Raw genomic sequence first — 24490 nt, 5'->3', positions numbered from 1 at the left:
TACACACAGCACAGGCTTAGGTAATTCCGTAATGGTACGCATCTGCTTAATGAAGAATGGGACTAACGGTATGTTTTTTAGGAATAAAGCCGATTCCCCCCTTCAGCCTGCGGAGATTACCGTTAAACCAGGAACAGCTGTTTAAGAGGTGCTGGCAATGCAGGACATCCGTTTCTCAATTGTAATTCCCGCTTATAACGCGTCGAAGTCGATTGTGACCACGCTGGATTGCGTCAATGCGCAAAGCTATCGCAATTTTGAAGTCATCATCGTGGATGACAAATCGGCTGATGCGACCGAACTGGCACAGGTGGTACGTAGCGATCGCTATCAGGATCTGGACATCAGGCTGGAATTGTCTGACGTCAAACTGAACGGCGCAGGTGCACGCAATAAGGGCATTGAACTCGCCACCGGTGATTTTATCAGCTTCCTTGATGCGGATGATGAATGGCATCCGGACAAACTGCTGGAAGTCAGTGGCACCATCGCCAACCTTGAGGCACAGGGAAAATCCCGCTATGTCATCTTCAGCCAGGTAAACATCCATCAGGATGACAGTTTCCTGAAAGTGATGCCGATGCAGCCGCCCGGTAAAAACGAGACGGTAGCTGAATATTTGTTTGGTTGTTATGGCTTTATTCAGACCAGCACCATCGTGCTGAAACGTGCCGATGCTGAAAAGATCAAGTTTGATGCCCGTTATATCCGTCACCAGGATTATGACTTTTGCATTCGCGCCGACCGTATGGGTTACGCCTTTGTAATGATTGATAAACCACTGGCGACCTATCATCTGGTGACCAAATTCGGTTCGAAGCATAAAGGGGAGTCAGTGAAATACTCCTTCTTCTGGCTCGACACCATGAAACCCTATCTGACGGCGCGTGATATCCACACTTACAAAGCGTTTAAGTTGCCATTGCGCTACAAAATGGATGGCAACTCATTGCAGGCGAGCCTCAGTTTTGCGCGTTATTTCTTCCTGACCAACAAGGACAACCAGGCCTACTTTATGAGCCGTTTGCTGGATAAAGTAAAAGCCCGTTTTTTCGGCAGCAGGGCCGTTTCTTGATTGCGTATTTATTGGCTCCGATCTCTGGAGCATTTTTTGGTTCCTGTCATCTCCTCTCACGGGTATTCAGATGAAAAATCATGTTGGCACCATCGGCATTGTCATGCCGATGTATAACGCACGTCAGACCATACTGCGTGCAGTGCAGTCGGTAATCAATCAAAGCTATAGCGACTGGCACATCTACCTCATCAACGATAAGTCGACCGACGACTCACTGGCGCTGGTGCGTGAACACTGCCAGGACGCACGCATTACGCTGCTGGATAATGAGATGAACCTCGGGGCAGCTGAAACCCGTAATGTCGGATTGCGTGCCGCGCAGGAAGAGATCATTGCCTTTCTCGACAGTGATGATGAGTGGCACCCGGAAAAACTGGCCGAACAGGCCGCAGCGCTGGCGACAGGTGATGATTTCGTTATTACCCATTACCACTACAAAACCCAAAGTGCTGATCACGATATCAACTACAGCAAGCCCTATCTGCAACAGGAAAACTTCGTAAAGAAGCAGTATCGCGTCTGCTTTTCTTCCGTCTGTTTTCGCCGTCCCCCGCAGGGCATCTTCTTCCAGCGTAAAGGCCATGAAGATTTCCTGTTCCTCTACGAACTGTTTCTCCGCTACAAGCAAGCCAGGGTGATCCAAAAAACGCTGGTCAACTATTACGAGTTGGGTGATTCGTTGTCTCGTAATAAAAACAAAGCGGCGAAATGGCATCTGGAATTATTAAGAATTATCTATAAAAACAATCCGTTAAAAATTTATTACTATTACGGCTGGTATATGGTGAATGGTGTGCTTTTCACCCTGAAACATCGTTGAAATCCGGCACCCTTCACGCCGCAGCTTCGTTGGCTGCGTACGTCCACCCAGGTCACTTACTTCAGTAAGCTCCCAGGGATGGGCGTCCTTGCCGCCTTGCTGCAACGCGAAGGGTTTGGATTTTGATTAACCGGTCTCCTTGAGGTGGAAAGCATTTCATGAAAAAAATTGTTCTGGTGATTAAGGATGCTTATTCGTACGCGGGGACGGAAAACATCTGCAATTTTATGTCCGAGTGTCTCGGCGAGCAGCATGATGTCACCGTTTATTCGCTGGAAGGGAGTGGTAAGCCGTTCTATCCGTTCACCCATGCTAAAGACATCGTCAGCTTTGCCGGGCATAGCAACCCGATTAAAAGCGCAGTGGCACGTATTCAACAGGAAGGATTCGACAGCGTTTTCCTGATCAGCATGGGTCGCCTCAGCGTGATGTTTGCGTTCTGGAATCTGATGTCGCTGAAGAAAAAAACCTTCAAAGCCTATGCCTGTGAACACATCGCCATTAACTCATTCAGTAAACCGATCAAACTGCTGAAATGGCTGTTGTTGCGCTTCTACGACCAGGTGATTGTGCTGACAGACAAAGATCATCAGGTCTTCAGTCGCTGGAACATCCCCAGCCAGCAAATCCCAAATCCGGTGGTGTACAAATCATTCCAGCGTAACGTGCGCAGCCGCCAGGCACTGGCGATTGGGCGTCTCGAACACCAGAAAGGTTTCGATTTGCTGCTGGATATCTGGGCTGACTTCAGCAAAACCCACCCGGAGTGGAAGCTGGTGATTGCCGGTGATGGCGAACTGCGTCAGCCGTTGCAGGATCAGGCCACACAGCTTGGTCTCAACGACAGCGTCAATTTTGTCGGCAGAGTCAGCAATATCAATGATTACTACCGCGACAGTGACATGGCGCTGATGACCTCGCGCTATGAAGGATTGCCATTGGTGCTGCTGGAAGCGAAATCCTGGTCGTTACCGGTGGTGGCTTATGACTGCCCGACCGGACCGCAGGAGATCATCAATCAAGGTGAAGATGGTTTTCTGGTGCCGATGAATGACAAGGCCGCTTTCCTCGCACGCATGGAACAGCTTGCCAGCGATGATGCCCTGTTCTATGCCATGAGCGAGAAAACCAAAGACACAGCGCTGAAGTTTGACGGTAAACAGATCAAACAAAGTTGGCTGGCGCTTGTTTAGCAAGCCGTAACGATTGTCGTGCCTCAGGGATACCTTCACCGCCCATTGACCACGGGATTTGACGCATGAAAAGAAGAGAAGTCTTGCAAACCGCAGCCTCCTCCATTGTTGCCGCACTCTCGGTGAGTGCGTTCTCCAGTTACGCAGCAAAAAATGGCCAGCCGGCACTGAAAACAGTAGATCCCTCCAGCGTGCCGCAGGGGGATGTGCCGATTCTCACCCCGGAAAATGTTTACACCATGCCGCCACAGTTCTGGCAGAACTTCGAGGGTAAATTGTGGATTGGTAAAGCCGGGAGCGATGCCAGTAAAGCGGGAAATCAAATCCCGGTATATCTGCGCGATGCCAGTGGCAAAGTGTCACAAATTAGTCAGCCGATTGCGTTGAATAAGGGCAACTTTGCGCAATTTATTCACGATAATGCGGCATTAATTGCCGATCCTGCCCATTCGATGGCGGTGGAAGACAGCAGCGGTAACACGCTGTTTTCCATCAATGACGTCAGCCGCCCGAACCAAAGCAATTTCAGCCAGCGTCTGGCACAGCCGAACGGTTATCAGCTGATTGGCGAGATCCCTTCGGTGGAGGAGCTGCGCAAAACCCGTCCATTGTTTGCCGGTGCCAAAATCAAGCTGAAAAGCTGGCATGAGGGGCTGGAAGTGGGAGGCGGTGAGTTTGTCGGTGCGTTTGGCGCGGGTAAAGACGATAACGGCGTGATGTTTGCCGGTGAGGGTTTCACCTGGCGTCGCGTAGTGGACGATGTTAACCGCCTGACGTTGTTTGATTTCGGCGCAATTGCCGACGGTAAAACCGATGCCGCACCCGCCATCAAAGCGATGTATCAATGGTCGCAGGATGCGAAACAACCAATATGTGTGCAGTTCCCGGCAGGCACGTTCTTCGTTTCTGGCTGCGATTTTGGTGACCAGCAGCAGCGCTTCTTCCGTATTTCCGGTGCGATGGTCAACTTCGGCTATTTTCCGGCCACCACCCTGGTGTCTGACGGGCGTTCCGACTTTTTGTTCCAGGTGAATGCGCGCTGGACCGAAATCTCGAACCTGATTTTTAACGGCAACACCGATAAGCGGCCGAATAAGCAGGGTTTGTTCCGCAATACCTGTCCTGGCGGCCAGTTCTTTCGTGGGGCCTGTTTGCGCTTTAATCAGGTAGGTGGTGTCTCGATTAGCCTGCTCGATACGCTGGATTGCAAAATCGACCAGTGGTACGCCAACGCTTGTACCGGTGATGTGATTAAAGCTAGCTGGTCAGGACAGAAGGCCGGTAACTGGGATCACAGCACTGCGATCGAGCTTTCCAACTTCAATGCTCAACATTGTAAAGGCGGCATGGTGCTGAATCTGCCGCGTTGTAGCCAATCGATTATTCATAACGGCTGGATCGAGCACACTGAACACCCCGGAGATATCTCCAATGGGCAGTGGATCATTGATGCGCTGAGCCTTGAGGATTGTAAAAATCCGCTGATTGCCCATAACTCGCGCCTCAATATGCGTCAGACCAATTTGCAGGCCGGTAGCTGGATCGATAATTCGCTGCAAGGCGAGCGTTGGCTGAATATCTGGGAGATGGGTTCCACGCGGGTGGAATCCTACGGCGTCGCCATCGACGGCAGCCTGAAATACAACTACATCACGTCACGCTTTCGCCTGACTAACAACACTAACCAGGAGACCTGGTTTGAGCTGGGTAACTTCTATTCACCCACGGTGGGGGACAGCTGGGAAATTGAAGTCTTTGGTCAGTCGCAGTTTAACAATGGTACTGACAATCAACCGCTGATGAACCCCATCGACGGCAAAGGGACCGGTGGCAGGGCGGTTATCCATCTGCAACGCAAGACCAGCAAGGCCGAGGCCAGTTGGTCGGCGGAAGGCAGCTCGCCCGTGGTGGAGGTGCGCTTTGAACCGCGTACCGACACGGACACCAAAGTGTTCGTCAAACTGGCGGGTTGGACACCGACCACCGCCGTGCTGATCAAAAGCACCGGCAAAGATCGCTTCCTCGCCGGTCGCTGTGCGCGGGTGGATGCCACCATGACGCAGGGCAAGCCAACCAGTGCTAGCACGCCCGCTCCACAGCGTTTCAGCCTGCATAACGGCAAAGCCGGGATTGGTGGTAATGAACAAGGCGATCTGCTGATGGCATCACGCCCGCTCAAGCCTGAGCAGGTCGATACGCGCGAGCCAAAAGGTTATGTCTCCGTGGTGATTAATGGGGAGCCGTGCGCACTGCCGTATTTCGCTATTAAGTCGTCATGATCAAACCGGCCGCACCGGGACGCGGCCGGGCTATCAGGAGCAGGTCTTTTCCAGGCGTTTCGCCTCTATTGCAGTCTTTTTTATACAGAGTTCACCTTGCCAGTTCAGGAAATGGCGGCTTGTAGAATTACAAAAATTTATCTGGAGTTTTTATGAAGATTTTATTGGTGGGTAACCATACCTGTGGAAATCGTGGGGATGGCGCGATTTTACGTGGGCTGATCGATTCACTTCAGTCTGCGCGTGGTGATCTGGATATTGACGTTATCAGTCGTTATCCAACCAGCTCCGGGTACTTATTACAGCAGGAAATTCAACAGGATTCCCTGTTTCTGCACAACAGCAAATCAGCGAAAGGGTTGGTGGGCAGTGTAAAGCGTAAAGTGGCTAACCGGCTGATGCCGGATATCATGATGGCGCACCTCGGGAAGGGCGGATTATATAAATCCTTCTCCGTTCCGCCACATCTGGCGGAATTCACCAAAAGCCTTGCCTCTTATGACGCCATTATTCAGGTTGGCGGTTCTTTCTTTGTTGATCTGTATGGAGTGACGCAGTTCGACCATGCGCTGTGTGCGCTGATGGCAAAAAAACCGCTGCACATGATCGGACACTCGGTCGGGCCGTTTGAAAATCCGCGCGTCAATGCGCTGGCCAACTTTGTGTTTGATCGTGTTGATAGCTTGGTGCTGCGCGAAGAGGTGAGCCACGACCGCCTGAAGCAGGATGGTGTGACCACCAGCAAAGTGAAAAAGGGCGTCGACACGGCCTTTCTGGTCAAGGCCCGCGAAGTGGCGAATCCCAGCCATAACCTGCTGCACTGGAAAGAAATTATCAGTGCGCGCAAAACTATCGCCATCACCGTGCGTGAGCTGGCACCGTTCGACAAACGCCTTGGCGTAACGCAGAAAGAGTATGAAGCTGCGTTTGGTCGGGTGATCAACGCGATGATCGCCGAGGGTTATCAGGTGGTGGCCTTCTCGACCTGTACCGGTATCGACAGCTATGCCAAAGATGACCGTATGGTTGCGCTGCAACTGCGCGATCGTGTCGATCATCCCGAGCATTATCATGTGATTATGGACGAGTTTAACGACCTCGAACTCGGTATCTTATTAAGTCATTGCCATCTGACGATCGGCACTCGCCTGCATTCCGCCATTATCTCGATGAATTTCGGTACACCTGCCGTTGCTATCAACTATGAGCACAAGTCGCTGGGGGTAATGAACCAGCTTGGCTTGCCGCAAATGGCGAGCGATGTGAAAAGCCTGATGGATGGCTCGCTCATCGATAAAGTGCAGACGGTACTGGCGGATTACGACAACGTGAAACAGAAAGTTGACGCAGCGGTGGCGCAGGAACGTGAGATTGGTAACCGAATCACTGAAGAAATTCTCAACGTCTTAGGGTGAAGTGATGAAGCTAACCTTTTTCACCATGCGTTTCCCGGTTGCCTCTGAGACGTTTGTCCTCAATCAGGTGACGCATTTTATTGATGCCGGTTATGACGTGGAGGTGATCTCCGTGTTTCCGGGTGACATGATTAATCGTCATGCCGCGTTCGATGATTACAATCTGGCCGCGAAAACCCACTATCTGCTGCCGGAAGAGAAAGTATCGAATCTTGATAAGCTCACGCAGCGCATTGGCTTAATGCTGCCCAAAATTGCTAAACCCTCGCTGATCAAATCCCTCAATGTGCGCCGCTATGGCGCACAGTCCAGCAAGCTGCTGCTACCGGCAATTGTCGCCAATGCCAAACAACCCTTTGTCGCCGACGTGTTCCTGGTGCACTTCGGTTATGCCGGGGCGCTGGCGAATAAACTGCGCGAACTTGGTGTACTGAAGGGCAAGCAGGCCACGGTGTTCCACGGTGCTGATATCTCGCGTCGTCATATCCTCGAAGAGCACAAGCTGGATTACGTCAACCTGTTCCGCCAGAGCGAACTGATGTTACCGATTAGCCATCTGTGGGAAAACAAGCTGATTGAGATGGGCTGCCCGGCGGAGAAGATCCACGTCACGCGCATGGGCATTGAACCAGAAAAGTTTAATTTCCGCCCGCGCGCTGCTTTCCATTCGCCGCTGCGCATCGTGTCTGTGGCGCGTCTGACCGAGAAAAAAGGACTGGATGTGGCGGTGAAAGCCAGTGAAATCCTGCGCGATCAGGGCGGTCAGTTCCAGTTCACCATCATCGGCAACGGAGAGCAGGACGGCATGATGCGTGAACATATTGCCCGTGCCGGTCTGGAAGATTGCGTCAGTATGCCGGGCTTCAAACCTCAGGAGGAGATTCGCCAGGCGTTGAATGAAGCCGACATCTTTTTGCTGCCATCCAAAACCGCAGCCGATGGCGATATGGAGGGGATTCCGGTCGCACTGATGGAGGCGATGGCGGTGGGTTTACCGGTGGTTTCTACCTTCCACAGCGGTATCCCTGAGCTGATCCAGAATAACGTGAGTGGCTGGTTGGTTGCTGAGAACAACCCCGATGAACTGGCGCAAACCTTATTGCGCCTGTCACGCGGTGATGTGGACATTGCACCGGTTGTCGCCGCTGCCCGCCGCAAAGTGGAAACCGAGTTCAATCAGCATATCGCCTATGGTGAGCTGGCAAAAATTCTGGAGCGCATGGTGTGAGTGGATTAAAGTCACAGGCCATTTGGTTATTTGGCAGCACCTGTTTTGCTGCGGTGTTACAGGTGTTACAGCTCAGCGTTCTGGCGCGGAAGCTGGAGGCGCATGAGCTGGGGTTGTTGGCAATTATTAACGCGATTCTGGCGGTTGCTTCGGTGCTACAGGACATGGGGATGAGCAGCTACATCGTGCATCGTCAGAACATCACGCGCCGTGAGCAGAGCACCATCTATTGGGTCAACGTCTCGCTCAGTTTCTGTACCGGTTTAATCATGCTGATGATTGCCTGGCCGGTTTCCTGGTTCTACCATCTGCCGGAACTGACCGGGCTGATTATGCTAACCAGCCTTAACTTCCTCGTGCTGGGGCATCTCTCGCAATATCAGGCCCATTTTGTCAAAACCAAACGCATGGTGACGCTGGCGAAGATTGAGATGGTGACCAAGCTGTTTGCCTTCCTCTGCACCGTGTTGATGCTGTACTTCACCACCCTGACAGTTGCGGCGGCAATCCTCGGCCTGTTTATCAACGCCTTCACGCGTATTCTCTGCATGATTGGCTTCGGGGAGAAATCCTGGCGTCCAACCTGGGAGTTTGACCGGGCAACCTTCATTGCAGCGGTGCGCTACGGTATTTATCAGCTGGGATCGCAAACCATCAACCAACTGCGTACACAGGCGGATGCGTTGATTGTCGGCAAGGTGATGGGGGCCGATATGCTGGGGATCTACTCGCTGGCTAAAGAACTGATTCTGCAACCGCTGAAGTTGGTTTCACCGGTGATCAACCGTCTGGCGTTGCCGCGCTTTGCCGAGAAGCAGCATGATCCTGAACAACTGAAGAAACTGTTCCTGAAAGGCACATTCGTCATCATGCTGTTTAGCAGCGTGATGTATCTGGCGATTGGCATTCTGTCACCAGTGATTGTCCGCGTGCTGTACGGTGCTGCCCATGAACAGGTTTACCATCTGATCCCACTGATGCTGTTGTTCGGCATGTTGCGTCCCATGGGCGGCCTGACCGGCGCGATTTCTCAGGCTAATGGACGTACCAACGTCGAGTTTTACTGGAATATTGTCGCCAGTTTGGTGGTGGTGGCAGTCCTGGCAACTACCCTGATCTGGCCGAACGTAATCTATGTAGCGCTGACGTTATCGATTTCTCAGGTGTTGATTTCAGCCTTTGCCCACCCATTCTTCATCAAACCGGTGATTGGCATCCGCTTTATGCCTTATGCCCGCCAGTGGGTCTCGGTTTCGGTGGTATTTGTGGGTCTGATGTTGTTGGTAAACCATTTCAACCTGTTCGTGATGCCAGAATGGTTTGCAGGTTGGCTGTAATCTGGCGGCGCGATTTTTCGCGCCGCGACCTCACGATCTGTCTGAAAATGACTGGTCTTATTAAATCTGACTTTCTCTGATCCCTTCTGCTGTTTTACAGTGGTTTAGCGTTTTAATTTTCCTGCCAACTGGCGCATCGGTGGGTGCCGAAAAAAGCGATTTTTGATGCTGTGACAGAGAGTTAGTGCCGGTTTTTCAGATAAAGATTATACTTGCTGTTCCGGCCGATCCTGCATAATCGACCCACGTATTCACTTCATGAAATGGAATAAATATGACCAAGCTTAAAGCTGTAATCCCGGTTGCGGGTCTCGGTATGCATATGCTCCCTGCGACGAAAGCCATTCCGAAAGAGATGCTGCCTGTCGTCGACAAACCGATGATCCAATATATCGTTGATGAGTGCGTGGCTGCAGGCATCAAGGAGATTGTGCTGGTCACTCATGCTTCCAAAAATGCAGTGGAAAACCACTTTGACACCACGTATGAGCTTGAAGCCTTGCTTGAAGCGCGTGTGAAACGTCAACTGCTGAGCGAAGTGCAATCAATCTGTCCTCCGGGCGTGACCATCATGAACGTGCGTCAGGCTAACCCGCTGGGATTGGGCCACTCGGTTCTGTGCGCGCGTCCGATGATTGGTGATAACCCGTTTGTCGTCGTGCTGCCGGATGTGCTGCTGGACGACTCCACCGCCGATCACCTGCGCTACAATCTTGCCGCGATGGTGGCACGCTTTGAGGAAACCGGTCGTAGCCAGGTACTGGCAAAACATATGCCGGGTGCCGATCTCTCTGAATACTCGGTGATTACCACGGAACAGCCGTTGGATAACCCGGGCGACGTTAGCACCATCACCAATTTTGTCGAGAAGCCAGACGAGCCGAACACGCTGGATTCTGACCTCGCAGCGGTAGGCCGCTATGTGCTCTCTGCGGATATCTGGGCAGAACTGGAGCGTACCGAACCGGGCGCCTGGGGTCGTATCCAACTGACAGATGCCATCGCTGCACTCGGCAAGAAAAAACCGGTTGATGCGACGCTGCTCACTGGCACCAGCTACGACTGTGGCCGTAAACTTGGCTATATGCAGGCATTCGTTTCTTATGGCCTGCGTAACAACAGCCAGGGCCGTGACTTCCGTGCAGCTATTCAGAAAATCCTGGCGAAATAACTTTTCTCATGATGCGCCGCGCCGTTGCGCGGCTTAAAGGAGTACGCATGGCTATTTTGGTAACGGGTGGGGCAGGGTACATCGGTTCTCACACGGTGCTGGCGCTGTTGCAGCGTGGTGACGATGTTGTGGTGCTTGATAACCTCTGCAACGCTTCGCGTGAAGCGATTAATCGCGTGGAAAAACTGGCGGGTAAAAAGGCGGTATTTGTTGAGGGCGATATCCGCGATCGTGCTTGCCTGCGCGATCTGTTCGCCGCCAATGACATCTCAGCTGTCATCCATTTTGCCGCGCTGAAGGCGGTGGGTGAATCCACCCGTATGCCGCTGGAGTACTACGAGAATAACGTAGCGGGCACCGTGGTGTTGCTGGAAGAGATGCGCAGCGCGGGCGTATGGAACTTTATCTTCAGTTCCTCTGCCACCGTTTATGGCGCTGATGCGCCGGTTCCTTATGTGGAAACGACACCGATTGGTGGCACCACCAGCCCGTACGGTACGTCAAAGCTGATGATTGAGCTGGTGATGCGCGATTTCGCTAAAGCGGATAATCGTTTTAATGCGATTGCTCTGCGTTATTTTAACCCGGTAGGCGCGCATGAATCGGGTGAGATTGGTGAAGATCCCACCGGTATTCCAAACAACTTACTGCCGTACATTGCTCAGGTCGCCATTGGCCGTCTCGACAAGCTGGGCGTGTTTGGTGATGACTACGATACACCGGATGGCACCTGCCTGCGTGATTACATTCACGTTGTGGATCTGGCCGAAGGCCATCTGAAAGCGCTGGACCATCTGCCAAAAGTGACCGGCTATAAAGCTTACAATCTGGGCGGCGGGAAAGGTTTCTCGGTGCTGGAGATGATCAACGCTTTTGAGAAAGCTTCCGGTAAACAAATTCCTTTTGAGTTTAAGCCGCGTCGTGATGGCGACCTGCCTGCATTCTGGGCTGATGCATCACTGGCGAATACCGAGCTGGACTGGCGTGTGACGCGGGGTATCGATGAGATGATGCGCGATACCTGGAACTGGCAGTCAAAAAACCCTAATGGGTTTAAGTAATCCCTTCATGCTGGCGGGCTTTTAGCCCGCCCATCTCCCATTTTCCCCGCAGTGTCTTATTAATCCCTCTTTCATCAAAATCTGATTGAGTTGGTTTTGTGACTCAGTAACCATCTTGCTCCCTGTGCAACGGTCAATATTTACACTAACTACCCGCTGAAAATTGCAATTTATTCGTCATTGATCTGCGTGGGTGGTAGAATTCATAACTGTTTAATGATAATCCTCCTTTATTAATTTCATTGATAAATGAGCGATTATTCAGAAAGATAGCTTTGAATAAGTTAGAAGCGCCGTCTCGACATTTTGACTCTGTCTCAGCTACGTGGGAGCTGTAAACCCAGGGGCGGTAGCATGCCTGTTGCACAGGAATTTTCCATTTCAATTGGTGTAAGTCTTACTGAGTAAGTCGGGATAAACGAGACATTATGAAAATCTTAATTACAGGTGGTGCAGGGTTTATCGGTTCAGCTGTGGTTCGCCACATTATCGACAATACGAATGATGAAGTGATTAACGTTGATAAATTAACCTATGCCGGCAATCTCGAATCTCTTGATGCAATCAGCCAGAGCGAGCGTTATAACTTTAGAAAAGTTGATATTTGTGATGGGGTTGCGTTACAGGCGGTATTTAACGAATTTGCACCGGATGCGGTAATGCATCTGGCGGCCGAGAGTCATGTCGACCGCTCCATTACCGGACCGGCGGAGTTCGTCCAGACCAATGTCGTCGGGACATATGCGTTACTGGAAGCCAGCCGTCAGTACTGGTCCGCATTACCTGCTGATAAGAAGGCCGCCTTCCGCTTCCATCATATTTCGACGGATGAAGTTTATGGCGATCTGCCGCACCCCGATGAAATGGCGGGTGAACTGCCGCTTTTCACCGAAACCACCCCTTATGCACCAAGCAGCCCATACTCATCGACCAAAGCCGCCAGCGATCATTTAGTGCGAGCCTGGGGCCGTACTTATGGTTTGCCGGTAATCGTCACCAACTGCTCAAACAACTATGGTCCTTATCACTTCCCGGAAAAGTTGATCCCCCTGATTATCAGCAATGCGCTGGAAGGCAAACCGTTGCCAATTTATGGCAAGGGTGACCAGATTCGCGACTGGCTGTATGTGGAAGACCACGCCCGCGCGCTCTATACCGTAGTAACCAAAGCGGCGACAGGCACGACCTATAACATCGGTGGGCATAACGAAAAGAAAAATCTCGATGTGGTATTGAAGGTGTGTGAGTTGCTTGATGAGTTGCGTCCAAAAGATACGGCCTATGCTGAACAGATTGTCTATGTTCAGGATCGCCCGGGCCATGATCGTCGTTATGCAATCGATGCCGATAAGATCAAGAAAGAGCTGGGATGGTCACCTGAGGAAACTTTTGAGAGTGGTTTGAGAAAAACGGTTGAGTGGTATCTGAATAATCAAACCTGGGTTGAGCATGTCAAAAGCGGCTCTTATCAGAATTGGTTAAAAGAAAACTATGAGAATCGCAAATAATGAATATTTTGCTATTTGGTAGAAATGGTCAGGTCGGCTGGGAGTTACAACGTTCGCTTGCGCCCTTGGGCAATGTTATCGTGCTTGACCGCCATTCTGTTGATTACTGTGGCGATTTTGAAAATCCAGCAGGTATTGCCGAAAGTATTCTGAAAATTAAGCCTGATGTGATCGTCAACGCGACAGCTTATACCGCCGTAGATAAAGCTGAGAGCGAAGTTGAGAAAGCGCGCCTGGTTAACGCGACCAGTGTGAAAGCGCTGGCTGAAGCGGCCGATAAAATTAATGCGCTGGTGGTTCACTACTCAACAGACTACGTCTTCGATGGCAGTGGTAATTCGCCCTGGAAGGAAACGGATCCCACCGCGCCATTGAACACCTACGGATTGACCAAGCGTGAAGGTGAAGAGGCGATTATTGCGACAGCAAAAAAATATCTTATCTTCCGTACCAGTTGGGTGTATGCCGCAAAGGGTAATAACTTTGCGAAAACCATGATTAGACTCGCCCAGGATCGCGAGGCGTTATCGGTTATTGATGATCAGTATGGTGCACCAACCGGTGCTGAGCTAATTGCAGATTGCACGGCTCATGCCATTCAACTCACATTAGCTGCTCCCGAAAAATCAGGTGTCTATAACCTTATTGCTTCGGGAATTACCACCTGGCACGCCTATGCGGAAACCGTGATTGACTACGTAAAGCAAAAAGGGTTGCCGTTAAAAGTTGAGGTCGTGAACAAAGTTGCAACGTCGGCTTTCCCGACCCCCGCAAAACGACCATCAAATTCAAGACTCAACACTGAAAAGTTCACTTCAGCATTTAAGCTTAACCTGCCGGATTGGAAACTTGGTGTGATACGTATGCTTGACGAGCTATACAACTGAGACGAATGAAATCAGATTAACAAAATGAAGGGTAAACGTAGTGAAAAGTAAAAAAGGAATAATTCTTGCTGGTGGATCAGGAACACGCCTTTATCCTGTGACAATGGCCGTAAGTAAACAGTTATTGCCTATATATGATAAACCGATGATCTATTACCCGCTCAGCACCCTGATGTTAGCGGGAATTCGGGATATTTTAATTATCAGTACTCCGCAAGATACTCCTCGTTTTGAAAGTCTGCTTGGCGATGGTTCCCAGTGGGGCTTAAATCTGCAATACAAAGTACAGGAAAGCCCTGATGGTCTTGCTCAAGCTTTCATCCTGGGTGAAGACTTTGTGGGTGAAGATAATTGTGCGTTGATTCTTGGCGACAATATTTTTTACGGACATGATCTTTATAAGCAGCTCGAAGAAGCATCTAATAAAGAGAAAGGCGCAACGGTGTTTGCTTATCACGTTCATGATCCTGAGCGTTATGGCGTTGTTGAGTTTGATAAAACCGGCAAGGCAATCTCACTGGTTGAAAAACCCAAAGAGCCAAAAAGTAATTATGCGGTAACCGGTCTGTATTTCTATGATAACAGTGTTGTCGAGATGGCTAAAAATCTCAAACCGTCACCGCGTGGCGAGCTGGAAATTACCGATATCAACAATCTTTATCTTGAAAAAGGTGAGCTACAGGTTTCCATCATGGGACGTGGACATGCCTGGTTAGATACGGGGACGCATGAAAGCTTGATTGAGGCAAATAACTTTATTCAAACCATCGAGACACGTCAAGGATTGAAGGTTGCATGTCCGGAGGAGATTGCCTATCGCATGGGGTTTATTGAAAGAGATAAGCTAAAAGCATTGGCCGAACCTATGATGAAAAATAAATATGGCCAATATCTGATGGCGCTATATGAAGGTAAGTTAGTATGAAAATTATCGACACGAAAATTGCGGATGTAAAAATTATTGAGCCGAAAGTATTTGGCGATGAGCGTGGATTTTTTCTGGAAACCTTTCAGAAAGAACGTTACCTGTCAGCTCTGAATATTGAGGGTGATTTTGTTCAGGATAACCATTCGCGGTCCGCTAAAGGTGTTTTGCGCGGACTACATTTCCAGCGTGAAAATCCGCAGGGAAAACTGGTGAGAGTGGTGCGAGGCGAAGTATTTGATGTAGCAGTTGATATTCGCCCTGAATCACCTACCTTTAAACAGTGGGTTGGAGTGTATCTCTCTGAAGAGAATAAAACACAATTCTGGATTCCACCGGGCCTGGCGCATGGTTTTGTGGTGATCTCTGACTTCGCTGACTTTGAATATAAATGTACGAACTATTATGACCCAGGCAGCGAAGGTTGCTTACTGTGGAACGATCCAGAAGTCGGAATTGAGTGGCCGATTACTGAACCTCTGCTATCTGCAAAGGATATTCAGGGCAAACTATTGTCTGAATTAGTTTGATATGTTAATTAGCCTCAGAAGTTGAGGCTTTTATTTTTGTATTGCTTACGGAAGTGTTTGCGTAAAATCCAGATGGTACCGCACGTATCTTTAACCTAATGGTGCCAGTGTTTATAAGAGACTATTCATGGATCCTCATATTTCGAAACCCTCATCCTTGCGCTCATTGATCGTTCATTCCTGGAGAAATAGAAATCTTATCTACCAGATGACTAAGCGTGAAATTGTTGGACGATATCGCGGGTCAGCAATGGGACTGCTGTGGTCATTTATTAACCCTGTGTTTATGCTGACCGTCTACACGTTTGTCTTCTCCGTGGTATTTAAAGCACGCTGGGGAGCTTCAGCTGTTCAGGAATCGAGAACAGACTTTGCCGTAATTTTATTTGTTGGGTTGATTGTCCATAGTCTATTTGCAGAGACGTTAAACCGGGCACCCACGTTGATTCTTGCTAATGTAAACTATGTTAAGAAAGTTGTTTTCCCATTAGAAATACTGCCGATTATTAACCTTGGCTCCGTACTGTTCCACAGTTTTATTAGCCTTCTGGTTTTATTGATTGCATTCTTTATTTTCAATGGTTTTATTCATTGGACTATGGTCTTTATTCCTTTAGTGTTGCTTCCTTTGGTTCTGCTGATTCTGGGACTTTCATGGTTCCTCGCATCATTAGGTGTGTATTTGCGCGATGTTGGACAAACAATCACAATTATCATGACGGTTATGATGTTTCTGTCGCCGGTGTTCTATCCTATTAGTTCACTGCCGAAAAATCTTCAACCAGTTATCATGTTAAATCCACTGACCTTCATTATTGAACAAGCTCGCGCTGTACTTATTTGGGGTAAACTTCCCTCGTTTTCCGGGCTAGGTATTTATACTTTAATTTCATTGGTGATTATGTGGTTGTGCTATGCATGGTTCCAGAAAACAAGAAAAGGATTTGCTGATGTCCTCTAAAGACAATGCAATTGAAATTCACAATGTCAGCAAGTGCTACCAGGTGTATGAGAATCCCACACGCCGCCTAAAACAGTTCATTATGCCCCGTTTAGATAATCTGGTTGGGCGTGAAGCGCGTGTCTATCATGAGGATTTCTGGGCACTTAATGATGTGTCCTTTGTTTTACCCAAGGGTGAAACGATGGGCATTGTAGGGCGAAATGGTTCGGGTAAATCCACGCTTCTGCAAATTATTGCTGGTACGTTAACGCCAACTGCAGGCCATGTGGTGGTTAATGGGCGCGTTGCAGCGTTGCTGGAACTTGGTGCTGGATTTAATAGTGACTTTTCAGGTCTGGAAAACGTTTATCTGAATGCCTCACTTCTTGGCCTTTCTCGTGAAGAAACGGATGCGAAATTAGACGATATTCTTTCCTTTGCCGATATTGGACGTTTTATTGATTCACCTGTCCGTTCGTATTCAAGTGGTATGCTGGTACGTCTGGCCTTTGCCGTTCAGGCACAAATCGACCCTGAAATTTTAATTGTTGATGAGGCATTGGCTGTGGGCGATGCCAAATTTCAGGCTAAATGTTTCGCCAGACTGAAAAAATTGAAGGAAAATGGGACGTCAATACTTTTTGTTTCCCATGCAACAGAGCAAATCGTCACGCACTGCGATCGTGCAATTTTACTGGATGGCGGGGTATGTCAGGCTAACGGCAAACCGCGCGATATTGTTAACCGTTATCTGGATATTCTTTTTGGTAAGAAAAAGAATAATGACAGCGAGCGTGATGAAGTTGATCGTCAAATTGAGCAGGCATCCGCAGGTGAAAAAGAACGCCTCGAACGTGAATCGGGTGTAGCAACTGAAAAAGATGGCGAAACATCTTCTCATGCAAAACTACACGGTATATATGACCAGCGACCAAACTATAACCCCGCCGAGTATCGATGGGGTGATGGGGCGGCGAAAATTACAGACTTTTATCTTGAGCAAGCTGGTGAAGCATTTCCAGGTAGTTTAGAACCACGCAAGCAGATTGACTGTTATTTTAAAATTGAATTTCAGGATACGGTATTTCGACCCATTTTGGGTTTCGCTGTTAAAACCAAAGAGGGGGTAACCATCTATAACACCAACAGCGAATGGCAGTCTGTTGCGTTAATCGATGAAGGGAAAAAGGGACAGGAAATAATAGTCTCTGTTTCTCTACCAAATCTTCTCTTCGAAGGTGACTACTTCTTATCAGTGGGAATTGCCAGTAGCAATATTCATGGAGAAGTAATACCGCATGATCGCAGATATGATTCCATTCATTTAGCTGTAGGCACGGTTGGTACTTTTACTGGTTTGGCCGATTTGAACGCGAGAATTAAAATTGAACAAGACTAATTTGATTGAAATATTGTCAACTTCAGGCTTCAGGCAACATGAAGATAATCAACTCTGGTATCCGGCTGAGCACAATGAATTTGGCTACAGTGATGGCGATGATGCAGAAAATTATATTGCTGAAGCCATTGCAAGCGTCAGTGATTTGAGCATCAATTCTGAAGAACTTGAGGCAAAGATGGTTGACTGGCCATCGATTTATCATTTGAGTTCATCTCGTTCCAACTTGCTCAAACCCTTTAGTTCATGGTTCAAAAACAAGCGTGTTTTAGAGATTGGCTGCGGTTGCGGCGCGATAACCCGATTTTTGGGGGAATGCGGAGCACAGGTGGTTTCTGTTGAAGGGAGCCTGCGACGTGCATCAATAGCACGTTCACGCAGCCGCGACCTTCCGAATGTAACAGTGATTTGTGCACCTGCTGATACTTTGCCTGACTTGGGCGAATTTGATGCGGTTCTTTTGATTGGTGTACTTGAGTATGCCAGAGTCTTTGTGGCTGAAAATGGTGAATATGCTCTGCTGGAAGATTGCCGTAAGCGCTTAAATAGTGACGGAAAATTATTTGTTGCTATCGAAAACAAATTAGGGATTAAGTATTTTTCTGGCGCATGCGAAGACCATGTTAATTTGCCCATGTTTGGCATTAACAATAGTTATAATGAAAAAGGGGTAGTAACCTTTGGTCGTCAGGAGTTAATCAGGCTGCTGGGTGATTGTGGTTTTTCTCACCAGGAAGAGTATATTCCGTTACCGGATTATAAGTTACCTTGCACTGTCGTAACGCCACTTGGATGGAAAAAGTATTCCAGAGAGTTAAGTCAGTTGGCGCTTGAAAGTGCACACAAAGATAAGCAGGCTGTACCTGAGCATTTGTTTTCTCTTGAACAGGGTATTAAAAATATCTGGGATAACGGGCTGGCTGCAGATATGTCAAGCTCATTTCTTATGGTAGCAAGTGTTCAGATTCAGCCAGAATTGAATCAGGGTGTTGCGGCTTTCCATTACTCTGACAGCCGCCAGGTCGCGCTGCGAAAAACCATTGCTTTTGTTAGTAATGATAATGAATTAACGACAAGCATTATTCAGGATAGTGGTCATTTAACCACCGATATTGTGCCTGTTAAACATTCAGAGGTCTTTATTAAAGGTCAGTCATTATGGGTCGACTTCGTGCATATAATCAATCGTCCACATTGGCGAATTGAAGAGGTTGCCGACTGGGCGAGAGGGTGGATTAATCAGGTTTTGCTTCGTACTGGAAAATCATTAGAGCTTGATCCTGCGATCTCATTGCCCGTAGAATATTTAGATGCACTACCATTTAATATTATTCTGGATAGTTCTGGCAATTATGTATTTTTTGATCAGGAATGGGAGGCTGCTGATAAGGTCACATTAGGTTATTTGGCATTCCGTGGTGTTTTCCATTCATTCCTGCGTATCACATCGGTAGGTAATAGCCGCTATTGTTTGACCAACAATATATCAGAACTGTGTCTCGCAGTGTTAAAAGCGGTAGGTTTTCAGGTAGATGGTGAAGATCTGAGAAAATATTTGAAAGAAGAGGCCTCCTTTCTTTCTCAGGTGCAACATAAAGATGAACAAGAAATTTATACTACGCTGAAGGCATTAAATCTTACAGTACGTGCTGAATATTGGATAAGTGCTGAAGACTTCGCTTCATTACAAGGACATGCTCAAACTACGCATAATAATGATAGTACACAAATTGACGAATTAAAGACATCACTGAACCGCGAAGAAGCAATTTCGGCTGAATTACGTCAACAACTGCAGGCAATTCAGGCTGCTCATCTGCATGATGTCAATTTACTGGCGCAGTACAAGCATGATATGGATAGTCTTCTGACCTCTGCCAGTTGGAAAATATCAGCACCTTTCCGTGTGTTGGGTCGACACGTCCCATTTGCTGTGCGCGGACCTGTCAAACGGATATTTTTCCGCTGTTTTTATCTTGGTCAACGTATTAAAGTTAAGGCCGGACAAATGCTGAGAAGAGCATTACAACATTCAGCAGTAGCTGAACTGAAGCGTAATTTACGGAGCAGCGCCCGTTCCCTCTATTATCGTTTACCTGAGCGTTACAAGGCGAAAGCGCTAACGCTAGCAATGAAAATTCGCCCGAGCTGGTTCGCTCACCATCCATCTTTCATGCAGGCTGCTTATGACCAGCAACTGCAAAATCCGATTGATGCGTCCCGTCCTCCGGTCTTTATAAGTCACCATAACGATGGGACTTATTATTTTTCCGAGCGCCCGGATGAGTATGTTTATATTCCGGCGAGAAAACCTCACCATTATGAGGATTTAATTTCTGAGCTGGAAATTAAGCCAACCTTTAGTATCATTGTCCCAATTTATAATACACCGTTAGATCTTCTAGAGTTAATGGTTAATTCGGTAAAAAATCAATGGTATGAAAACTGGGAACTGGTATTAGCCAATGATTGCAGTCCGATGCCTGAGATTGCCCCAGCGTTAGATGCGTTTAATGATCCTCGTATTAAGGTTATTCATATGCCTGAAAATCAGGGGATTGCGGGCGCGACAAATGTGGCAATTGAGGCCGCTACGGGTGATTATATTGTCTTCCTGGATCATGATGATGAACTGACCGATGATTGCCTGTACGAGTTCGTGCAATGCATCAATGAGGAAGATCCCGACTTTATCTACAGCGATGAAGATAAATTCACGCCAGAAGGTGATTTCTCACAACCTCATTTCAAACCAGATTGGTCACCTGATACCATGATGGGCACGATGTATACCTGCCATGCAGCTTGCGTTCGCCGCAGTAAAGCGCTCGAGTTAGGTGGATTGCGTTCGGAATACAATGGTTGTCAGGATTGGGATTTCATATTACGTCTCAGTGAAATTACCGATAAAATTAGCCATATTCCCAAAATCCTTTATCACTGGCGTATTATTCCTGCTTCTGTAGCATCAGATATTACGGCAAAACCTTACGTTCTTGCTGCATCGAAGGCAGTACGTGAAGCCGCACTTGAGCGTCGTGGTGTCAAAGGTGAAGTTGAAGAGCTTAACGGGTATTTAGGTTATTTTCGCGTTAATTATCATATTAAAGATAATACTCTAGTATCGATCATTATTCCTAGTCGGGATAACCATGAAGTACTTGCACGCTGTATCGATTCTATTTTCGAGAAGACTCGCTGGCATAATTTTGAGATTGTGGTTGTTGATAACGGTTCTCAGCAGCCAGCTGCGCTTGATTATTTAGCAACACTGAATAAGCGTGAAGGTGTAAAAGTCATTCGTCATGATGTACCATTCAATTTTTCTGAACTCAATAATATTGGTGTGGCGAACTCATCAGGCGAACTGTTGCTATTTCTGAATGATGACACTGAAGTGATGCAGGCCGATTGGCTGGAGCGCCTCGGCGGCTACGCCCAGCAAAAACATATTGGTGCGGTAGGTGCTAAGTTACTCTATGCTGACGGACATAGTATGCAGCATGCTGGCATTATCAACCTGCACTCGGGTCCGATGCATGCTTACTTGCGTCAGCATAAAGATCATCCAGGCTATTTCCTGCGAAACCAAATTGAGTATAACTGGCTTGCTGTTACCGGTGCCTGTTTAATGGTTGAGAGAGCTAAATATGAAAAAATCGGTGGTTTCGATGAGACTTTCCCGGTTGCATACAACGATGTTGATCTTTGCATGCTTCTGGTTGAAGAAGGATATTACAATGTAATGTGCCAGGCTGTAACGCTGATTCATCATGAGTCGTTATCGCGTGGCCTGGATCATATGAATGCTGAAAAATACAATCGACTGATGAATGAATTAAGTCGACTCAATAATAAACACCCGCAGTATTATCAGTATGATCCATTTTTTAATATCAATTTTTCATCTAATGGTTATAATTTTGAGATCATGAAATGAATGATGAAGACATATTAAAGACGATAAACTTTAAGGATGATGAAATGGAATTGGCATCATTACGCCACCAGGCTAAGCAGGCCAGAGTTATTTCTTTTGATTTTTTTGATACCCTGTTTGTTCGGCCTCTTAATGATCCAGAGGATGCTTTTGACCTTGTTGGTTGTAAATTTGGCCTTGATAACTTCCGCCAGTTACGCAGGAAGGCCCAGGCTTTTGCTTTCAAACAAATGGTTAAAGAGGGAAGGAAGGAAATTACATTAGAGAATATCTATAATCAATTTCCTGACGTAAGAAGCGATCTTGGTGCTTTAGCTCGTGCAGAATACGATATTGAACTTGCACTTGTAGAACCGAACCCTTTCTTTCTGACATTTTTTAACGACATGCTGGCAGCTGGAAAGACGGTTGTCATTACTTCAGACATGTATCTTGGCGAAGATTTTTTCCGTGCGGCATTAGAGAAATATAATATTCCACAAGTTCCTCTTTATATTTCTGCAACACGAAATGCAACCAAACGTGATACGGGGGAGATTTTCGACTTCATTATTCAGGAGTGCGAAGTCGCGCCAGAGGACATTTTGCATATCGGCGACAATGAACTTGCCGATGTGGTTCGTCCGCGCGAGAAGGGCTTAAAGGTCTGGCATTACCAACCTGAACATCTTCGTACTAAACATCTGCGTTCTAAGCTCAAAGGCCAGTCGCTTGGCACCTCTTTGATCGAGGGACTCTATCGGACAAGTGCGCCTGAAGAAGTGCCCAATCATACTTTTCAGCAGTTAGGATATGTCTATCAGGGGTCTGCAACGCTAGGTTTTCTTGAGTGGATTAGAAAACAATGTATTAAAGACGAAGTTGATAACCTTCTGTTCGTCTCCCGCGATGGGTTTTCACTCGAACGTCTGGCCCGGAACTATTTTAGCGATCGGCTCCCTGATTTTTCTTATTTCATGGGGTCTCGCATTGCGTTCAATCTGGCACTGATGACAGAAGATAATTTTGGCCAACATATCAATTTTCTGATGTCAGGCTCCGATGGCTTGTCACCTGGTGAGTTATTGGAACGTATTGGGATTGAGCCGCCCACCGATAATGTGATGTATTCCCTCGGTGTGCCGCCACAAATGATCATAAAACCAGAGAATTATGCCTTAGTCCAAAAATTCCTTCATGGTTATAAGGCTGAGATTTTAAAAGTTTGTCAGCGTAATCGCCGTGGGCTCTTTATTTATCTCAATAATCTTGGCATTAAACCAGGCGATACAGTTGCCCTTGTAGACGTGGGTTGGAGTGGCACGACTCAGGAAGCATTTGAGCAAACAGTGAAGTCCTTCCTCAATATTAATGTGGTGGGTTATTATTTTTGCCTTGCCAATACCATTGAACGTAGACGCCGTGATTCACATATGAATATGAAGGCATTGATTAATGCCGAATCATTCCCACAGGCCGTTATTGATAAAGTCTATGAAAACCGCGTTGCAGTGGAACTCTTCTTCTCTGCACCACATAATACAGTTATTGGTTATAAACCGGTTGGGAAGTGTGTAATTCCTGTTACCGATGTGGGGCGTTCCAAGGCAAAAGATCATAACCTTATTAATGATAAGCTCAATATTGGTGTCGATGCCTTTTGCAACGGTTACCATAATCTGATTGGCAAACTTCAGGTCAGCCTGACTCCATTGCAGTTATCTTCTCCTCTCGTCGAGCTGGTAACTAAAGATAGCTGGCGCCAGAATCCACTTTTTCAGCAGGTTGAGAATTTTGATTCCTGGGGGAGTTCTCGCAATCAAACCGTGAAATTTGCAGATTATTTCAAGAAGCCATAAATATTAATGATGAATAACTCTTCATCTTCTGTTGCTATTCTGCTGGGCACCTATAATGGTGCCCATTTCATCAATCAGCAACTGAATTCCTATAAGCGACAGACGTACAGCAACTGGTCTTTATGGGCTTCAGACGATGGATCCACAGATCAGGGCTTAGGTGCTATTAAAGATTTTTCCCTGTCTGTGCCGCAGCCTATTAACCTGCTGGAAGGTCCCCGGCAAGGCGTTTGTCGCAATTTTGTTTCATTAATTAATAATAAAAATATTAATGCGTCCTATTATGCTTTTTCTGATCAGGACGATATCTGGATAAATGATAAGTTAGAACGGGCCGTGAACTGGCTTGATGCAGTTGATCCAGAGATTCCAGCGTTCTATTGCAGTCGGACAGAACTTATCAACACTGACGGGGAAAAAATTGGCTTTTCTCCTGATTATGCTAAACCCCCTTCATTCTCTAATGCTTTACTGCAGAATATCGCCAGCGGTAATACCATGGTGTTTAATAATAAGGCACGCGAATTGTTGAGGCAGGCAGCTGGTGGCGAGATGGTGATTCATGACTGGGCATTGTACCTCGTCGTGACAGCCTGCGGTGGCCGCGTTTTCTTTGATCGTGAACCAACCGTTTTGTACCGTCAGCACGATAACAACGTCATTGGTAATGGCATGGGCCTTATGACGCGTATGGCTAATTTTCGGAAAGCACACCATGGTCGAAAGGCCGCCTGGAATGATACTAATATTGCCATGATGAGGTTAATAGGTGGGCAGATGACTGCTGACAACCAACGCAGACTGAATGATTTTTTCGCTATCCGCGATAGCTCAGTAATGCAGCGTTTATGTTTGCTCAGGAAGTCTGGTGTCTATCACCAACAGTTGGCTGGTACGCTAACCACTGTGTCTTACACACTATTGAACCGTATGTAACC

The 24490-nt window shown here is 47.6% G+C and carries 18 protein-coding genes; all 18 read left to right on the top strand.

Annotated features, from left to right (window positions below):
• The first annotated feature begins 157 nt into the window (after positions 1-157).
• The 18 genes from AC6I8W_RS13825 to AC6I8W_RS13740 all read left to right on the top strand — a co-directional run bounded on the left by AC6I8W_RS13825 (position 158) and on the right by AC6I8W_RS13740 (position 24488).
• On the top strand, positions 158-1075 hold the full coding sequence (locus tag AC6I8W_RS13825) for a glycosyltransferase family 2 protein (protein ID WP_497835478.1): 918 nt from the start codon (positions 158-160) through the stop codon (positions 1073-1075).
• 70 nt (positions 1076-1145) lie between these two features.
• Positions 1146-1898 (top strand): glycosyltransferase family 2 protein, encoded by a 753-nt coding sequence (locus AC6I8W_RS13820; protein WP_497835477.1) that lies wholly within the window; start codon positions 1146-1148, stop codon positions 1896-1898.
• Positions 1899-2056: 158 nt separating this feature from the next.
• Positions 2057-3091 carry a glycosyltransferase family 4 protein gene (locus tag AC6I8W_RS13815; RefSeq protein WP_497835476.1) on the top strand — a complete coding sequence of 345 codons (1035 nt, stop codon included), beginning with the start codon at positions 2057-2059 and terminating at the stop codon, positions 3089-3091.
• Between the two features lie 65 nt (positions 3092-3156).
• On the top strand, positions 3157-5370 hold the full coding sequence (locus AC6I8W_RS13810) for a phage tailspike protein (RefSeq protein WP_497835475.1): 2214 nt from the start codon (positions 3157-3159) through the stop codon (positions 5368-5370).
• 152 nt (positions 5371-5522) lie between these two features.
• Positions 5523-6785 (top strand): colanic acid biosynthesis pyruvyl transferase WcaK, encoded by a 1263-nt coding sequence (wcaK, locus tag AC6I8W_RS13805; protein WP_497835474.1) that lies wholly within the window; start codon positions 5523-5525, stop codon positions 6783-6785.
• A 4-nt stretch (positions 6786-6789) separates the two neighbouring features.
• Positions 6790-8013, top strand: coding sequence for a glycosyltransferase (locus AC6I8W_RS13800; RefSeq protein ID WP_497835473.1), 1224 nt, complete (start codon positions 6790-6792; stop codon positions 8011-8013).
• Positions 8010-9350, top strand: a complete 1341-nt coding sequence (locus AC6I8W_RS13795) for a lipopolysaccharide biosynthesis protein (RefSeq protein WP_497835472.1) — start codon at positions 8010-8012, stop codon at positions 9348-9350. Before AC6I8W_RS13800 ends, AC6I8W_RS13795 begins: the two co-directional genes overlap by 4 nt.
• A gap of 274 nt (positions 9351-9624) precedes the next feature.
• Complete coding sequence (gene galF, locus AC6I8W_RS13790) at positions 9625-10521, top strand: UTP--glucose-1-phosphate uridylyltransferase GalF (RefSeq protein WP_497835471.1); 897 nt, start codon at positions 9625-9627, stop codon at positions 10519-10521.
• Between the two features lie 47 nt (positions 10522-10568).
• The gene (galE, locus tag AC6I8W_RS13785; RefSeq protein WP_497835470.1) at positions 10569-11582 is read left to right on the top strand and encodes a UDP-glucose 4-epimerase GalE; all 1014 of its coding nucleotides are present in this window, start codon (positions 10569-10571) and stop codon (positions 11580-11582) included.
• Between the two features lie 428 nt (positions 11583-12010).
• Positions 12011-13090, top strand: a complete 1080-nt coding sequence (rfbB, locus tag AC6I8W_RS13780) for a dTDP-glucose 4,6-dehydratase (RefSeq protein ID WP_497835469.1) — start codon at positions 12011-12013, stop codon at positions 13088-13090.
• A complete protein-coding gene (gene rfbD / locus AC6I8W_RS13775; RefSeq protein ID WP_497835468.1) occupies positions 13090-13977 on the top strand; it encodes a dTDP-4-dehydrorhamnose reductase in 888 nt (295 codons plus the stop codon). Before rfbB ends, rfbD begins: the two co-directional genes overlap by 1 nt.
• 40 nt (positions 13978-14017) lie before the next feature.
• On the top strand, positions 14018-14902 hold the full coding sequence (rfbA, locus tag AC6I8W_RS13770) for a glucose-1-phosphate thymidylyltransferase RfbA (RefSeq protein WP_497835467.1): 885 nt from the start codon (positions 14018-14020) through the stop codon (positions 14900-14902).
• The gene (rfbC, locus tag AC6I8W_RS13765; RefSeq protein WP_497835466.1) at positions 14899-15432 is read left to right on the top strand and encodes a dTDP-4-dehydrorhamnose 3,5-epimerase; all 534 of its coding nucleotides are present in this window, start codon (positions 14899-14901) and stop codon (positions 15430-15432) included. Before rfbA ends, rfbC begins: the two co-directional genes overlap by 4 nt.
• A 127-nt stretch (positions 15433-15559) precedes the next feature.
• Positions 15560-16393, top strand: coding sequence for an ABC transporter permease (locus AC6I8W_RS13760; protein WP_497835465.1), 834 nt, complete (start codon positions 15560-15562; stop codon positions 16391-16393).
• Positions 16383-17774, top strand: a complete 1392-nt coding sequence (locus tag AC6I8W_RS13755; RefSeq protein WP_497835464.1) for an ABC transporter ATP-binding protein — start codon at positions 16383-16385, stop codon at positions 17772-17774. The genes AC6I8W_RS13760 and AC6I8W_RS13755 overlap by 11 nt, the downstream gene beginning before the upstream one ends.
• Positions 17761-21714, top strand: coding sequence for a glycosyltransferase (locus AC6I8W_RS13750; RefSeq protein ID WP_497835463.1), 3954 nt, complete (start codon positions 17761-17763; stop codon positions 21712-21714). The genes AC6I8W_RS13755 and AC6I8W_RS13750 overlap by 14 nt, the downstream gene beginning before the upstream one ends.
• A complete protein-coding gene (locus AC6I8W_RS13745; RefSeq protein WP_497835462.1) occupies positions 21711-23552 on the top strand; it encodes an HAD family hydrolase in 1842 nt (613 codons plus the stop codon). Before AC6I8W_RS13750 ends, AC6I8W_RS13745 begins: the two co-directional genes overlap by 4 nt.
• A 6-nt stretch (positions 23553-23558) precedes the next feature.
• On the top strand, positions 23559-24488 hold the full coding sequence (locus AC6I8W_RS13740; RefSeq protein ID WP_497835461.1) for a glycosyltransferase family 2 protein: 930 nt from the start codon (positions 23559-23561) through the stop codon (positions 24486-24488).
• The last annotated feature ends 2 nt before the right edge of the window (positions 24489-24490 follow it).

It is taken from the genome of Pantoea sp. X-Soil-TKNS-1211, from assembly GCF_059730495.1.
This window is presented reverse-complemented; position numbering and strand designations above follow the sequence as displayed.

Coding starts and splice junctions, on each gene's coding strand:
- AC6I8W_RS13825 (WP_497835478.1), top strand. CDS start 158: ATGCAGGACATCCGTTTCTCAATTGTAATTCCCGCTTATAACGCGTCG.
- AC6I8W_RS13820 (WP_497835477.1), top strand. CDS start 1,146: ATGAAAAATCATGTTGGCACCATCGGCATTGTCATGCCGATGTATAAC.
- AC6I8W_RS13815 (WP_497835476.1), top strand. CDS start 2,057: ATGAAAAAAATTGTTCTGGTGATTAAGGATGCTTATTCGTACGCGGGG.
- AC6I8W_RS13810 (WP_497835475.1), top strand. CDS start 3,157: ATGAAAAGAAGAGAAGTCTTGCAAACCGCAGCCTCCTCCATTGTTGCC.
- wcaK (WP_497835474.1), top strand. CDS start 5,523: ATGAAGATTTTATTGGTGGGTAACCATACCTGTGGAAATCGTGGGGAT.
- AC6I8W_RS13800 (WP_497835473.1), top strand. CDS start 6,790: ATGAAGCTAACCTTTTTCACCATGCGTTTCCCGGTTGCCTCTGAGACG.
- galF (WP_497835471.1), top strand. CDS start 9,625: ATGACCAAGCTTAAAGCTGTAATCCCGGTTGCGGGTCTCGGTATGCAT.
- galE (WP_497835470.1), top strand. CDS start 10,569: ATGGCTATTTTGGTAACGGGTGGGGCAGGGTACATCGGTTCTCACACG.
- rfbB (WP_497835469.1), top strand. CDS start 12,011: ATGAAAATCTTAATTACAGGTGGTGCAGGGTTTATCGGTTCAGCTGTG.
- rfbD (WP_497835468.1), top strand. CDS start 13,090: ATGAATATTTTGCTATTTGGTAGAAATGGTCAGGTCGGCTGGGAGTTA.
- rfbC (WP_497835466.1), top strand. CDS start 14,899: ATGAAAATTATCGACACGAAAATTGCGGATGTAAAAATTATTGAGCCG.
- AC6I8W_RS13760 (WP_497835465.1), top strand. CDS start 15,560: ATGGATCCTCATATTTCGAAACCCTCATCCTTGCGCTCATTGATCGTT.
- AC6I8W_RS13755 (WP_497835464.1), top strand. CDS start 16,383: ATGTCCTCTAAAGACAATGCAATTGAAATTCACAATGTCAGCAAGTGC.
- AC6I8W_RS13745 (WP_497835462.1), top strand. CDS start 21,711: ATGAATGATGAAGACATATTAAAGACGATAAACTTTAAGGATGATGAA.
- AC6I8W_RS13740 (WP_497835461.1), top strand. CDS start 23,559: ATGATGAATAACTCTTCATCTTCTGTTGCTATTCTGCTGGGCACCTAT.